Raw genomic sequence first — 15,839 nt, 5'->3', positions numbered from 1 at the left:
ATATATTATATATCTATATAATATACTATTTTCCACAAAAAGTAAAGTTAAACATACATTGGAAAAGCACTTATTTTACTGATAATTCGTACGTTCCATCGCCATTATCATATTTATATACATACAAGTAATACTTACCTGGTTTTGCATTAAATTTTGCCTCTATATGATTTCCATTTGCTTGACCGTAAGCAGCATAATTTTGCATATCTGATTCATGGTGAAGCACCCATGTCATCCCGATTCCATACTCATTTAAAACGGAAATATCGATATTTTTCGCTGCTGCTACATTAAATGTATAAACATCAGTGTGATCTCCACCGATAAGGCTACCTTTTATAGTAGTGTTTAGCCCAATACGGTTCGCTTCCTCTGGACGATTATTTGGTTCAGATTCTGTTAAACTTCCATCTTTAATCGTAACAGTTGTTTCACTTCTGCCCTCTTTACCTTTATCATCTTTTACTCTTAACGCTACTTTATAAGTTCCTTCTCTTTCATATGCATGTACTGGATTGACCTCTGCACTTGTACTTCCATCTCCAAAGTCCCATAAATAAGAAACGATTTTTCCATCTTCATCTTTTGAGCCATCACTTTTAAATTGAATACCCTCTTTTACAAGCCCATTATAAGGTCCATTTATATGAACTGTTGGAGCTTTATTTTCTCCGTCATCTTTTGCGATACCGTGGAAGACTACATCATATTCAAATTGATTTAAGCTATTCACACGGTAATTGACGAAGTATGCTGTAACCGTTTTGTAGCCACTCCATTCTTTTTGTGCCAGTTGTTCTAGCGTTTCATTTACTTTTTTACTCATTGCATTCCAATCTTCTGACTCACCTTTTGTTACACTACCTGTATACGTACCTTCTAAAGTAAATGTATTAAAGAATTGTGAGCTATGTTTTGTCATTTTTTCATCTTTCATAGGCAGCGTATCACTAATTTCTTTCTCTACTGCTGTTAGTGATTTCGGTGCATGTTCAGCTAAATAATCATTTGCTACTTCCGGCACACCATATTTATCTTGATTATCAATTAGCTGCTGCATATAATCTTGATACTCTTTATTTAGTTTAGAATCTTTACTTAGCTCTTCACGATATACATCATAATTTTTCACGTCATTCGCTCGAATTAAATCTTGAATTTTATCAAACGTTTCAAATTGATGTGTATATAAATAAGACTGCAATGCGAATGAGTAATTATAGAAATCCCAAGAACCATATTTAGCAAATAATGTACGCTCTGCTGTATAACGGCTTGCAGGATCAGATGATAATCCACTAATGATGCTCTTTCTCGGTACTACGTTATTTGTACGAGTAGATCCTGCGAAAAATTCTGCATTTCCTTCTTGGAACCAAGTTAATCTCTCATTTTGATACATATCTCCTCTACCAAATAAACCTGGCACTTCAAATCTCCCTTGCAAATAATGAGTAAACTCATGACGGAATAACTCTTCTAAACTATAAATGCTTTGCTCTGGCGTGCGCTCATATGTAAAGAATGTTCCTGTCTCTTCAATATAAATTCCACCGTTGTTTGTTTCATATCCATACAGTTGTCTATTTAACTGGTACTCCTCTGGACTGTTATAAATCACTATCGTTAATACATCATCTGCATTTCCTGGTTCTAACGCTTTATCATTCCCAATTACACGATGATACTGTGCTTTTACTTCCTTTGCAGCCCAGTATAGTCTCTTAATTTTTTCTTCTGAGACTTTATCTCCTGTTTTAAATACGATAGATCCATCATCAAATGTATACGTTTTTGGTAAGTACTGTTCTTTTCCTTCTTTACGTATTTTCTCTAAATCTACTTTATTTCCGCTATAATCTTTCCCACTATAATTTGTTGTAATTTGTTCTACTGCGACAAAGTACGGCTCACTTAAACGCGGGTACATATGCATTGCTTGTGTAACAATCTCTAATCCTTTATTGGGATTACTATGAAACTTCCCTAAACGGCTAGCAAAATAAATTCCATTATTAACGAGCCACTTATTTTCTGGTGTTACTTCATTTAGAAGGGCGATACGATTTATTTCATTAATAAACCCATCTACTTTCCCATACCACATTGTTTCATTCGCTTCTTTACGAGCTTCAATTAGGTAAGACTGTATATCATAATCAATTCCTTGCATCATATCGTATACAGCTTGTCCTTTCATACGATCGTCTACATATGTATGAAGATTATCATTGTATTGTTTTAAAATATTAGCTGCGTATTGAACCGTTTCCACATCACTTGATGCATTACTAATTAATTTTCCATATGCAGATACGACTATATCTTGTTCATCTGTACCAAGCTTAAAGTTCGGATTTTTTGCGATTGCTTTTAAAGCTGGTAAACATTTATCCTGAAAGCTTCTTTCATTTAAATCACTTAATTCATTATTGTAAAATGCAAGATAAAAAGCTGAACGTAACACTTCCGTAAACGTTTGAATTCCTTTTGAATCATCTTTCGTAAATGTACTACCTCGATGAGCTAATTCATCTATAACTACTTGCATTTTTCCTTTATCTTTATAAAAAGCCTTTGCATCTTCATTGAACTGGAATAAGTCTGTAATTTGATTCCATTTAATACTTCCTAGCGTTTCAACTAATTCTTGATCATTCATTTTGTTTAAATCAGCCATTGAATAGTTTTCTTTCATTTGCTTTACTTCTGAGCTCTTCATAATAGATGCTGGTCGCTGTGAAAAGTCTCCTACTTTTAACCGTTCTTGAAACGATAATGTTTCCTCTGCTTTAGAAACATGTCCAATCTCATCTACTGGTTTTTCGATCCCAACTGGTTTTGAATGCAATACATTATATGGAACCTTTTCTTCTGCTGATACATGAGTTTGAAGTGCCCCCAATGATAGAGCCATTGTACTAATGCTAAGCATAACTTTATTGATTTTTGATTTCTTGTTCATATCCTTGCCCCCTATTCAAATATTCCATTCACGAATTTAACATAAAATCTGGATACAACAATATAAAATGCAATATTTCATATTATTTCTTCTTACATTTTGTACATATCGTGAACACCCTTGCCTTTACCTAACCTCCAATGATTATGAATCTATAGCGATTAAACCTTCCTTTTACACACAAAAAAAACGAATTTTTTGACAATTAAACCTTTAATTGTTATGGTTAATATAATTGTTAACTTTATTAAACAAGGGTGGGATTCTATGATAAAAAAAGAAAACAGTGTATTTTATATCTCCATCTTGCTAACAACATTATTCATCATATGGGGAATTACCCCGGCAAGTTGGATACAAGGCTATGATTTACAAAGTGTTACATCTTCCTTAAACTCATTTATCCTCAATAAATTTGGATGGTTTTACTCTCTACTTATGACCGCAATGATGATTTTAGCCACTTATTTAGCATTTTCTAAGTACGGTTCTATTCGTCTTGGTAAAGATGGCGAAAGACCAAAGTATAGTTATCCATCTTGGCTATCCATGTTGTTTGGAGCAGGAATGGGAATTGGACTCCTCTTTTATGGAATCACTGAACCGATTTCACATTTTACAGATCCATTAACAGGAAAAGCAGGTACAGAGGAAAGCGCCAAGCTCGCTATGCAATATTCATTTTTCCACTGGGGTCTCTTTCCATGGTCACTATACGCAATGGTTGCTTTAACAATTGCATATTTCACGTTCCGCAAACAAAAAGGCAGCACAATTGGTGCTACAGTTACTCCATTATTTAATCGATCGAAAAATTCTCCTATCGGAAAAACAGTCGATATTTTGGCTGTTTTAGCCACAGTATTCGGTATTGTGCCATCTGTTGGGATTGGTGCTCAACAAATCGCCGGAGGATTAAGCTATTTATTCCCTTCTATTCATAACACTTTACTTACACAACTCGTACTTATCGCCATCTTCGCTGTTTTATATTTAACAAGTGCACAAACTGGCTTAGATCGTGGGATTAAATATTTGAGTAACTTAAATTTCTCTCTTGCAGGTATTTTACTCGTCTCCTTTTTACTTTTAGGACCAACTGTATTTATTATGAAATATTTCACATCTACACTTGGTTCTTATATCGGAGCTCTACCTAGTATGGGATTAAATTTAGGGGCCTTTAATGAAAAATCTTCTTCTTGGATTGAAAATTGGACTATTTTCTATTGGGGATGGTGGATCTCTTGGTCTCCATTTGTCGGTACATTCATCGCTCGTATTTCTAAAGGACGTACAATAAAAGAATTTATTTTTGGAGTTGTATTAGTCCCAACTCTTATCTGTACATTTTGGTTTGCAGTATTTGGCGGTACCGCTATCCATATGGAAATGTTCCAATCGCTTGGAATAGCTGATGAAATCGCAAAAAACGGTACAGAGATTGGATTATTTGCTGTTATTTCACACCTACCATTCTCTACATTTTTAACAATTATCGGATTAATTTTAGTAGCCACATTTTTCGTTACTTCTGCTGACTCGGCAACATTTGTTGTTTCAATGCAAACGAGCAACGGAAGCTTATCACCGAAAAATAGTTTAAAACTTGTATGGGGATTAACAATCGCGATAATTGCAGCTATTTTATTACAAGCTGGAGGACTAAATGCGCTACAAATTGCAGCTATAATCGCAGCACTACCATTTTCTATCGTAGTCGTTCTTATGGTTACTTCGCTCTTTAAAGAGCTGCGAAAAGAAGATGTTAATTCGCAAACAAAAGAAGTTTCGAAAAAAATAAAAAAGGTTATGTAACGATTAGCACCTCTTCTTTTAGGAGAGGTGCTTTCTACATTCATTTTATTTATTTTCCTAAAACAAATAAAACCTACTTATTTTATAGGAATTGTATGTTATTATAAAGGAAATAAATTGAATGTTTTTACATATTTTAACTAAAATTCAATCATTTTTTCTTGATATCTAAATGAAAGGAGGTTGTCCATGTGGAAATAGACATCGATTTTATGAGGGAACAAATTCCACTATTCCTCGATAGCGCACTATTAACTTTAAAAATCGCATGTATCGCCATTATCATTTCATTACTTATTGCGAGTATAAATGGTTTAATTTTGTTCTTTCAAGTTCGCATTCTACATAAATTCGTTCGCGCTTATGTGGAAGTAGCCCGAAATACACCTTTACTCATTCAATTATTTTTCTTATATTTCGGTTTACCATCCTTAGGCATTAAATTATCTAATTTTTCAATCGCATTACTTGCAATGTGTTTTTTAGGTGGTGGATATATGACAGAAGTCATTCGATCTGGTCTCGATTCAATATCTAAAAGCCAAGTGGAATCTGGATATGCCATTGGACTAAATAAATGGCAACTATTTAGATTTGTAGTTTTACCGCAAGCTACAACTATTTCTGCACCAGCCTTATTTGCAAATTTTATCTTTTTATTAAAAGAAACATCTATCGTTTCTGCAATCGCTGTTCCTGAATTGTTGTATACAACAACAAATTTGATTTCAATTTATTACAAGACATCTGAGATGCTCATTATGTTAACAGCTTCCTATATCTTTCTTTTTGTACCACTATCATTTCTACTATCTTGGTTAGAAAGGAGAAATCGTTATGGGCAATTCGGGCATTAATCTACTAATAGAATCACTCCCGCAATTGCTAAAGGGACTAGAACAAACATTATTCATTGCATTATTTACAATCGTCATTAGTACAATTGGTGGAATTCTATTTGGAATTATTCGTACATCAAAGATTACTATTTTAAGATTTATTTCAAGGACTTATATTGAATTATTTCGTTCTATTCCAATCCTTGTTTGGTTGTTTCTTTTCTTTTTCGGTCTTCCAATCGCTCTAGGGATAGATGTTTCTAGCACAGTAGCCGCTATTACAGCTCTATCATTATGGGGAATCACAGAAATTGGAGAAATCGTAAGAGGAGCACTTCAATCCTTACCAAAGGGGCAAGTAGAAGCTGGAAAATCTATCGGAATGAATCAGAAGCAATTATACCAATATGTACTCATTCCTCAAGCAATTCGGCGGATGATTCCAGCTACAATAAATATCTTCATTCGTATTATTCAAACAACATCTTTGACCGTTTTAATTGGTGTAACTGAAGTCATAAAAGCGGGGCAACAAATTGTGGAGCGAACAGGAGAAGCATTTCTTATATACGGTTGCTTATTTATTTTTTATTTCTTACTTTGCTATCCATTATCTATTTGGTCAAGAAAACTAGAAACAAGATGGATATAGACAATTCAATAGTTCGAGAGGAGAAGAAATATGACCGCTCCATTGTTACAATTACAAAACATCTATAAGTCATACGGTGATAACCCTGTTTTAAGAGACGTAAGCTTACAAGAATCTTCCGGAGAAGTCATCGTTATTTTAGGGCCAAGTGGCTGCGGAAAAAGTACATTATTGAGGTGCTTAAATGGGCTTGAAGAAATACAAAGTGGGCACATGCTTTTTCATAACGCTCCCCTTCCGAAAAACGATGGTAACTGGCAAAAACTTCGTCAAAAAATCGGAATGGTCTTTCAAAGTTATCATTTATTTCCGCATATGACTGTTTTAGAAAACATTTTACTCGGTCCTCTAAAAGTACAAAAACGAAATAAAAATGAAGTATTGAAGCAAGCAGAACAATTATTACTAAAAGTAGGTTTACTAGAGAAAAAAGATGCCTATCCAAGAGAGTTATCTGGCGGGCAACAACAACGTATTGCAATTGTTCGCACTCTCTGTATGAATCCTGAAGTCATTTTATTTGATGAAGTAACAGCTGCATTAGATCCTGAAATGGTCAAAGAAGTATTAGAAGTCATTATGAACTTAGCTAAACAAGGTATGACAATGTTAATCGTCACTCATGAAATGGGATTTGCAAAAGCTGTCGCTGATCAAATTATTTTCATGGATGAAGGAGAAATTTGTGAAATAGGAGATCCAACTACTTTTTTCACATCTCCACAAACAGAACGTGCCCAACATTTCTTAAATCAATTTTTCTATATTGAAACGGTGAAAGGAAGAGATATTATATGAAAAAGTTACTAACATTTATTATTATCGGGCTGCTTTCTATTTTAGTCGTTGCATGTGGTTCAAATGAAAAGAAAACAGAAAAAACCTCGGCAAAACCAAGTGGAAAAATTGAACAAATAAAAGAGCGCGGTGAACTAGTCGTTGCTGTTTTTACAGATAAGCCACCATTCGGTTATGTTGACAAAGATGGTAAAAATGTTGGATTTGAAATTGATATGGCAAAACGGTTTGCAAAAGACTTACTAGGTGATGAATCAAAAGTGAAATTTGTTCCCGTTGAAGCAGCAAGCCGTATTCCATATTTACAATCTGATAAAGTAGATTTCGTATTAGCAAATATGACTGCAACAGATGAGCGAAAAAAGGTCGTTGATTTTACAAATCCACATTTAAAAGTAGCTGTGCAAGTGCTTGTTAAAGATGGTAGCCCTATTCAATCTGTAAAAGATTTAGAAGGCAAAAAAGTAATTGTAACAAAGGGTACAACTGCAGATATTTATTTAACAAAAAATATGAAAAATGTAGAATTAATTAAGTTCGATAAAAATACAGAAGCTTTACAAGCACTAAAAGATGGCCGTGCTGATGCATATGCGCAAGATAATCTTGTCCTTCTATCTTGGGCAAATAAAAATCCTGGATTCCACTTATTAAAAGACAAATTAGGTGGAGATGACTTAATTGCTATAGCAGTGAAGAAGGGCAACAAAGAAGTGCATGATTGGGTAAATAAAGAACTTGAAAAACTAGGAAAAGAAAACTTCCTACATACACTATATGACAAACATCTAAAAGAAGAATTCGGTCCTCAGATTAGTCCTGAATCCGTTGTTACTGAGGGCGGTAAAACAAATTAAATAAAGCCCATTTGTATGAAATATACTCTTCATACGAATGGGTTTTTACTCTATTATATAGTGTTGTAAACATGCCTTCTCCTCAAAACCTACTTTCTTGTACAATTTCATAGCACCTTCATTATTCGTATTCAAACATAGCTCTATCATCTCCATTCCTTGGAAGGAGAAAATATGCTGAATCGCAGCTCGTAATAAACGCTCACCAACACCTTTTCCTCTACTCTCTTTAGATGTTGCAATAAATTCAATATGCGCTTCGTGAAACTCCGGATTTACTTCAAAATATACATAACCTTCTAACTTATCATTCTTCATACTTACAAATAATTTATTCGTATCACCTAAACGTTCAATGATTTCATTTCCTTCATAATATGTATGTGGAAAAACATGATTATGTAAAGAGATAAACTGCTCAAATACTGGTGGTGAAATTTCTTCTATATTACATGTAACACGTTGTCCCACAATATTATTTAAAATGAGAATACTATGTCGATCTTGTTCTTTAGCATGTAAATCCTTCATTAAACGAGCACAATTATTATTTTCCACATGATAAAAACCATAAAATTTTTCAATATGAAAGGGTACCTTTTCTATAAGTTCCTTCCACATATGTACAGCAACTTCTTCCCAATTCTCTGCTTTAATAAAAGGCCCCCATATTTCTGTACATTTCTTTACTTCATCCACATCAAACCCCAATACACCAATTATTTTATTATCCTCATAAGTAATAACAAAAGATCTTTCCCATCCTATATCAGAAAAATCATGAAGAATTGTATGTAACAACTCCTTTTTCTCATCTCCGCAATAACCAACATGATGAGTAGCATCTTTATTCATACTTGCAATAAATGATGCAATCTCTTCAATCTTTAAAGTAGAACTAATATACATACCCTCTCCTCCTTCTCTAATATATTTACACTTTTTCTATTCATATCCCTTCTAATATAAAAAAGACGTTATCAAAAGCACATTTCAAAATGAAATTGCTATGATAGCGTCTTTTGAATAATCGTATAATAAGATTAAACGTTATTTATTTTTTAAATATATTTCTTCTAAACACAAACATACTAAGTGCAGATAAAACTAATGCCAGGCCACCAAATAAAGATACATTATTTTCTTGTCCACCTGTTGCTGCTAAAGATTTTTCACTTTCTTCTTTCTTCCTGCTAACTTGTTTATCTGACACATTTTCTTTCGCTGACTGCTTCACTATTTCCTGTGCTTGTGCAGGTGCTTGCACCGCTTCATTCTTCTGAACAGTAGCTGTTCCTAATTCATTTGAGCCCTCTGTTTGTTTCTTAACGTTTGCTTCTGGTTTGTTTATGTTTTCATCCTCTGTTACAAGTTCACTTGCCTCTTCTTTTGGCCTCACTACTTCCGCCTCTGATTTACTTCCTTCTTCTTTCGGCTTCTCTACTTCTGCCTCTGGTTTATTTTCTTCTTTCGGCTTCTCTACTTCTGCCTCTGGTTTACTTTCTTCTTTTGGTTTCTCTACTTCTGCCTCTGGTTTACTTTCTTCTTTTGGTTTCTCTACTTCTTCCTCTGGTTTACTTTCTTCTTTTGGTTTCTCTACTTCTTCCTCTGGTTTACCTTCTTCTTCTTTTTCTGGCGACTCAATGTTTTCTACAATATTTTGAGTTACTTCACCGCTGAACCATATGCCAAGCCCATAATAACTCGTTCCATCGAAAGCAAACTCATATTTTTTCTCTCCTGGAGTACTCCACACAATTGTACCCTCTTCGTCATTGATTGTTCCGCCTTCACTTTTCAGTGTAATATCCTCAAGAGGATTATCTTCCACATCATGAACAGGAATTTTCACCACTTGATTCACTTGAGCATCTTCTAACATAATTTTTTGTCTTCTAAGATCAATTGTACTCCACTGAGATAATTGAATAATTGGTTTTACATCACGAATTTCATTCCCAGGCAACTTTAATTTAATAAGATCTAGCATCGAGCTAAAAATTGTTATATCTTTAATTTTATTGTCTGACAAATCTAAAAATCTTAATTCTTTAGCTTTAGTTAATGGAGTTATATCCACTATTTTATTCTCTTTAATCTCCAGTTCGAATAGCTTAGGGATATTACTAATTTCATCTAGATTACTAATATTATTATTATTTACTATCAATGACTCTAAGTTCGTCAATTGTTGAATTCCTTGTAAAGATTCATTATTAATTTTATTAGCTGAAACATTTAACTTCTTCAACGAATTTAATGTAAATAATGGTTTTATATTTTGGTTGTTATTGTTGTTTATATTTAACACTGCAAGCTTTTCTAACTTAGCTAACGGCTCTAAATTTTCTATTTTATTATTCGCTAAATTCACTGACTTCAAGTTTTTCAAATTCGAGATAAAATCTATATGTTTTAACTCAAATTTTTCTAATGTCAGGTCTTCTAAATTTGTCATATACTCTAATCCAGATAAATCTGTTATTCCATTATTCTGTCCATCCGTTATCTTTAATGTTTTAACCTTTAATAAATCCTCTTTCGTAATAGGTGTATTCAAATCCGTCCTACCTAAACTATGTTTATTAATATGCTCTCTTAGTTTTTTATCTGGAATAACACTTAAATCCGCTTGTGTTGCCACTATTTTTTGAATAACTGTTCCATTAAAGCGTATTTTATTTTCTGAAGAACCTGTTTCTAAATTGAACTCATATGATTTCTCACCAGGACTGTTCCATTTTACAAACCCATTATTATGTGTTCCACCCTCACTTACCAATCCAATATTTTGAAGAGGTTCGCCATTTAAATCGTATATAGGAATCTTGATATTCTCATTTGCTACTCCTTCATTTTAAAAGACTTTTTGTCTATGCACTTTAACTACAAAGCGCTTCCCAAACTCTTGAATAGGTCTTACATCAGAAATTTCATTTGAATTTAAATTAAGTTCATACAAATTAGTTAGCTCACTAAGTGATGAGACATCAGAAATATAATTTTCTTCTAAATCAAGTGATTGTAAGTTTTTCATTTTAGCTAACGGTGTAATGTCCATAATTTCTGCATCTCTCACTGCAAGCTGAGTAAGGCTCTCCATTTTACTAATAGATTCCAGATTAGTAATGTTATTATTTCCAATCCATAATTCCTTTACTTTATTTAACTGTTCAATTCCTGTTACATCACTAATATTATTATTATCTAAATACAATTTACCTAGAGATGACATTGTAAATAGCGGTTTAATATCTTCAATTTTATTACCAACTAAATCTAATGCTCTAACTTTTTTCAATTTACTTAATGGCTTCAAATCAATAATTTTATTATTTCTTAAAGAAAGCTCTTGAATCTTATTCAGCCCAACAATTGGCTCAATGTTTTCAATTCGATTAGAGTAAAGATCTAAAAACTTCAAATTATTCAAATTAGCAATTGGAGATAAATCACTCACTTCAGATTCATGTAATCTAAAGGTTTCCAAATTTACCATATGCTCTAAACCGGCTAAATTATTAATACCTTTCCCAGCATATACCGCTAGTTCTTTAATTTGTAGTGCATCGGCTTTCGTTATTGGTGCATTTATATCTTTTCGACCTAAAGCATTTTGATTAATGTATTGTTGTAATTTTTTATCCACTACTATATTTTTTGTCTCTTCTTTTTGTTCTTCTTTATTTTCTTTTTGTTCTTCCTGAACATGATTTTCTATGTTTGTAGTATTTACTTCAAATTGCACTTGATATTTCTCGTTATATCCCATTGTCGGAATGTAAATATGCATTTGCATATTATATCTTTTTCCTAATTCTCCAACTTCAAATTGAATAACCTTCGTCCCATTTTTCTTTTTATCCTCTGATATTACTTTTACATCATGAAACACACCAGAAGTATGAATATCTTCTGTTTTCAAGTATTGGAAGAAATCACTATCACTTAACGTTGCTGTTACAATTTTCTTCCCATTCTTGATTGTTAATTTAGGATCTTTTATATAAACAGCTGCCATAGACTCTTCATTCGTTTTATCTTTATATGCTTTAATAACAGCATCATATGTACCATCTTCTAAAGTCTGTCCAGTTTTATTCGCCTCAATTGCTACAGCTGCTAACGCAGGTGTTGAGTATGTAGCAAACGGCAACGCCAACGTCGCTGCTATTAACATTGCATTTATATGTTTTCTTTTATTGTTCTTCAACCTTACATCTCCTCCAAAATATATAATTCAAAATGTAATCATTTCTCGAATAAATGATAATGATTTTCATTTTCAATGTCAACTAACAATATAAATATTTCGCAAAAATTTCTTAAAAACTTCACAAAAAAATAACCCCTTTATAAGGGGTTATGCCATTTTCTCTCCAGATTCTTCTTTAAAAAAGCTTTTCATCGCATGGAATACATCTGCTTTTTGCTTTAAAATATAATATCTGAAATTCTCATCTTTAATATTTTTATAAGCTGACATAAGTGTACTATGGCGGTTGTACTGATTCACTTCCCCATATCCAAACATATTACACTTCTTCATTAACTCTTCAACAAGTTTTACACATCTAGCATTATCTGATGTTAAATTATCACCGTCTGAAAAATGGAATGGATAAATATTATAGCGGTCTGGTGAGTATTTATTATCAATTAGCTCGAGTGCTTTTTTATATACAGAAGAACAAATCGTTCCCCCACTTTCGCCTTTTGAGAAAAACTCTTCTTCTGTAACTACTTTTGCCTCCGTATGATGGGCAATAAACTCAATATCTACTGTTTCATACTTCGTTCGTAGAAATCTTGTCATCCAGAAAAAGAAACTACGTGCCATATACTTCTCCCATATTCCCATCGATCCACTTGTATCCATCATCGCTAATACAACTGCTTTTGAATCTGGTTTTAATACTTCATTCCAAGTGCGAAACTTTAAATCTTCTTGGTGAATTGGGTGGAAGGATGCTTTACCACGCATTGCATTTCGTTTATATGCAGATATCATCGTTCGTTTCTTATCAATATTTCCCCATAATCCAGTTTTTCTAATATCATTAAATTCAATATGTTCAATCCGGTTTTCATCCATTTCTTTTCTCTTTAAATTAGGCAGCTCCAACTCTTTGAAAAACGCTTGCTCTAATTCTAGAATAGAGACTTCAGCTTCATAATAATCTTCTCCAGCCGCATCCCCTGCTCCTTGCCCTTTTCCTGGTCCTTTTTGCTTTTGACCACCTGATCCATCTCTCGCAACGACATCACCAACTTTGCTGTCACCATTTCCTTGCCCAACGTGTTTGTTTTTATCATAATTGTATCTAATCTTATATTCATCTAGAGAACGAATTGGTATTTTTACAACATCCTTGCCATTAGACATAACTATACTTTCTTCTGTTACAAGATCGGGTAAATTATTCTTAATTGCCTCTTGTACTTTCTCTTGATGGCGTTGTTGGTCGTCATATCCTTTGCGATGGAGGGACCAGTTTTCCTGTGAAATCGTATAATTTGGTTGGTTTTCTTCACCCATTTCTTTCCCTCCTTACTGTATTTGTCTTCCCCTATGAACAGTAAGCTAGAAATTTTGTTTTGTAATGTGCAAGCTAGAATGAAAGGTAACTGCCCATCGAAATTCATCCCATAAACATATATAACGTTTTTCATATAATACTCCGAGCATTCTAAACAAAATTTTGCCACTCACATAATAGAAAGAAATATTCAGCCGCTGATAAGAAAGAAACACAATGCATAGTTGCACACATTTTCACTTTGCAACATATTGTATTGTGTTGGCTTTTTTCGTATGAATGGTTGGTTACTCTATCATATGCATATTGTAAAAATAATTGACAATAAATTCATGAAATCGCATCTTAATTTATTACATTTGGACAAGGTATGACACTTTACACATATGAATGGATAATAAAACGCTGTCCCGCAAAATACAAGAGACAGCGTTTTGTTATCAAACTATCGGTTTAGCAGACTACCTACATAGCGTAATAATTCATTCGCAGATGAAGAATTATAGCCGTGCTCATCAATTAAGCGTGCAACAACATCATTGATTTTCTTAAGCTGATTTTCGTCTGGCGTTTTCGTTGATGTTGTAATTTTCACTATATCTTTTAAATCAGCAAATAGTTTTTTCTGAATCGCTTCGCGAAGACGCTCATGTGAATTATAATCAAAGCGTTTTCCTTTACGCGCATAAGCAGAAATGCGAATTAAAATTTCTTCACGGAATGCTTTCTTAGCATTTTCTGAAATTCCAATTTGCTCCTCAATTGAGCGCATTAGCTTTTCATCTGGACTCATTTCTTCACCTGTTAATGGATCACGTAATTTCGATTTATTGCAATATGCTTCAACATTATCTAAGTAATTATCCATAAGTGTCTTCGCTGATTCTTCATATGAATACACGAATGCTTTTTGTACTTCTTTCTTCGCAATTTCATCATATTCTTTTCTCGCTAATGAGATGAAATTCATATAACGCTCTCGATCTTCATTACTAATTGATGGATGCTGATCCAACCCGTCTTTGAGCGATCTAAGTACATCTAATGCGTTAATAGATGGTACCTCTTTTCGAATAATTGTAGAGGAAATTCGGTTAATAACATAACGAGGATCAATACCTCTCATACCTTCATCTTGATATTCACGTTGCAGCTCCTCTACATCAATCGTATTATAACCTTCTACCGTTTCTCCATCATACAAACGCATCTTTTTAATTAAATCAATATCCGGACGCTTCGGATCTTTTAAACGAGTTAAAATCGTAAACATTGCTGCAACGCGAAGTGTGTGTGGTGCAATATGAACATTGGATACATCACTTTCACGAATCATTTTTTCATAAATATGTTCTTCTTCACTCACTCGTAAATTGTATGGAACTGGCATTACAATAATTCTTGAGTGCAATGCTTCATTTTTCTTGTTTGCTATGAAGGAACGATACTCCGTTTCATTCGTATGCGCTACAATTAATTCATCTGCTGAAATAAGCGCAAATCTTCCCGCTTTGAAATTCCCCTCTTGCGTAAGCGATAATAAATGCCATAAAAACTTCTCATCACATTTTAACATCTCTTGGAATTCCATCATCCCACGGTTTGCCTTATTCAATTCTCCATCAAAGCGATACGCTCGTGGATCTGATTCTGAACCATATTCTGCAATTGTTGAAAAGTCCAGACTACCTGTTAAATCGGCAATATCTTGTGATTTAGGATCAGACGGACTAAATGTACCAATCCCTGTACGACGATCTTCCGAGAAGAAAATACGCTCTACAACTACATCCTCAATTCTTGAACCATATTCTTGCTCTAGACGCATAACGTTTAGCGGTGATAAATTCCCTTCGATTCTAACTCCATACTCATCAAAGAAATCATCTCGTAAATGATGCGGAATTAAATGAAGTGGATCTTCATGCATTGGGCAGCCTTTAATTGCAAAAATTGCTCCTCGATCTGTTCGTGAATATGTTTCTAATCCTCGTTTCAACATCGTAACTAATGTTGATTTCCCTCCACTAACAGGACCCATTAATAATAAAATACGTTTTCTAACATCTAATCTTTTTGCAGATGGATGAAAATATTCCTCTACAAGACGTTCTAAAGCATCCTCTAATCCAAATAGCTGATTACTAAAGAAGTTATACTTTCTTCTACCATCTACTTCTTCAATTCCAGCATCTTTTATCATATTGTAAATGCGAGAGTGTGCTGTTTGAGCCACCCATGGTCTTTCCTTCACAAGCTCCAAATACTCCGCAAACGTACCTTCCCATTGTAAGCGTTCTTCTGCTTCTCGATGCTGTTCAATTTTTTTTAGAATATCCATTATAGCTCCTCCCCCATCTCCTTGTT

Annotated in this window: 9 protein-coding genes and 1 pseudogene; 5 read left to right on the top strand and 5 right to left on the bottom strand. The window is 33.6% G+C overall.

All coding sequences use genetic code 11. The features are described from left to right. Window positions 1-70 precede the first annotated feature (70 nt). Entirely contained in the window at window positions 71-2,968 is a 2,898-nt protein-coding gene (gene colA, locus KZZ19_RS02865; protein ID WP_237982650.1) for a collagenase ColA, read from the bottom strand. A 267-nt stretch (window positions 2,969-3,235) separates the two neighbouring features. Here colA and opuD point away from each other — a divergent pair, with 267 nt between their 5' ends. The 5 genes from opuD to KZZ19_RS02840 all read left to right on the top strand — a co-directional run bounded on the left by opuD (window position 3,236) and on the right by KZZ19_RS02840 (window position 7,932). Further along, complete coding sequence (gene opuD / locus KZZ19_RS02860) at window positions 3,236-4,786, top strand: glycine betaine transporter OpuD (protein ID WP_088095063.1); 1,551 nt, start codon at window positions 3,236-3,238, stop codon at window positions 4,784-4,786. Between the two features lie 191 nt (window positions 4,787-4,977). After that, window positions 4,978-5,643 carry an amino acid ABC transporter permease gene (locus KZZ19_RS02855; RefSeq protein WP_237982649.1) on the top strand — a complete coding sequence of 222 codons (666 nt, stop codon included), beginning with the start codon at window positions 4,978-4,980 and terminating at the stop codon, window positions 5,641-5,643. Continuing rightward, window positions 5,624-6,277, top strand: a complete 654-nt coding sequence (locus KZZ19_RS02850) for an amino acid ABC transporter permease (RefSeq protein ID WP_237982648.1) — start codon at window positions 5,624-5,626, stop codon at window positions 6,275-6,277. The genes KZZ19_RS02855 and KZZ19_RS02850 overlap by 20 nt, the downstream gene beginning before the upstream one ends. 30 nt (window positions 6,278-6,307) lie before the next feature. Next, the gene (locus KZZ19_RS02845) at window positions 6,308-7,075 is read left to right on the top strand and encodes an amino acid ABC transporter ATP-binding protein (RefSeq protein WP_322349778.1); all 768 of its coding nucleotides are present in this window, start codon (window positions 6,308-6,310) and stop codon (window positions 7,073-7,075) included. After that, window positions 7,072-7,932, top strand: a complete 861-nt coding sequence (locus KZZ19_RS02840) for a transporter substrate-binding domain-containing protein (RefSeq protein WP_088095059.1) — start codon at window positions 7,072-7,074, stop codon at window positions 7,930-7,932. Before KZZ19_RS02845 ends, KZZ19_RS02840 begins: the two co-directional genes overlap by 4 nt. Window positions 7,933-7,977: 45 nt before the next feature. Here KZZ19_RS02840 and KZZ19_RS02835 read toward each other — a convergent pair whose 3' ends face one another. From KZZ19_RS02835 to KZZ19_RS02820, 4 genes and pseudogenes are all read right to left on the bottom strand, one after another. Then, the gene (locus KZZ19_RS02835; protein ID WP_237982647.1) at window positions 7,978-8,841 is read right to left on the bottom strand and encodes a GNAT family N-acetyltransferase; all 864 of its coding nucleotides are present in this window, start codon (window positions 8,839-8,841) and stop codon (window positions 7,978-7,980) included. Between the two features lie 145 nt (window positions 8,842-8,986). Then, window positions 8,987-12,145, bottom strand: a pseudogene (locus tag KZZ19_RS02830) (leucine-rich repeat domain-containing protein). Between the two features lie 150 nt (window positions 12,146-12,295). Further along, the gene (yhbH, locus tag KZZ19_RS02825) at window positions 12,296-13,471 is read right to left on the bottom strand and encodes a sporulation protein YhbH (protein ID WP_016089393.1); all 1,176 of its coding nucleotides are present in this window, start codon (window positions 13,469-13,471) and stop codon (window positions 12,296-12,298) included. Window positions 13,472-13,917: 446 nt separating this feature from the next. Beyond that, a complete protein-coding gene (locus KZZ19_RS02820) occupies window positions 13,918-15,813 on the bottom strand; it encodes a PrkA family serine protein kinase (RefSeq protein WP_237982646.1) in 1,896 nt (631 codons plus the stop codon). Between the last annotated feature and the right edge of the window lie 26 nt (window positions 15,814-15,839).

Source organism: Bacillus thuringiensis (assembly GCF_022095615.2).
In the GTDB taxonomy this organism is placed as follows: domain Bacteria; phylum Bacillota; class Bacilli; order Bacillales; family Bacillaceae_G; genus Bacillus_A; species Bacillus_A cereus_AG.
Note: the sequence above shows the minus strand (reverse complement) of the source record. Positions and strands in the feature narration are given on the sequence as shown.

Coding starts and splice junctions, on each gene's coding strand:
- colA (WP_237982650.1), bottom strand. CDS start 2,968: ATGAACAAGAAATCAAAAATCAATAAAGTTATGCTTAGCATTAGTACA.
- opuD (WP_088095063.1), top strand. CDS start 3,236: ATGATAAAAAAAGAAAACAGTGTATTTTATATCTCCATCTTGCTAACA.
- KZZ19_RS02850 (WP_237982648.1), top strand. CDS start 5,624: ATGGGCAATTCGGGCATTAATCTACTAATAGAATCACTCCCGCAATTG.
- KZZ19_RS02845 (WP_322349778.1), top strand. CDS start 6,308: ATGACCGCTCCATTGTTACAATTACAAAACATCTATAAGTCATACGGT.
- KZZ19_RS02840 (WP_088095059.1), top strand. CDS start 7,072: ATGAAAAAGTTACTAACATTTATTATTATCGGGCTGCTTTCTATTTTA.
- KZZ19_RS02835 (WP_237982647.1), bottom strand. CDS start 8,841: ATGTATATTAGTTCTACTTTAAAGATTGAAGAGATTGCATCATTTATT.
- yhbH (WP_016089393.1), bottom strand. CDS start 13,471: ATGGGTGAAGAAAACCAACCAAATTATACGATTTCACAGGAAAACTGG.
- KZZ19_RS02820 (WP_237982646.1), bottom strand. CDS start 15,813: ATGGATATTCTAAAAAAAATTGAACAGCATCGAGAAGCAGAAGAACGC.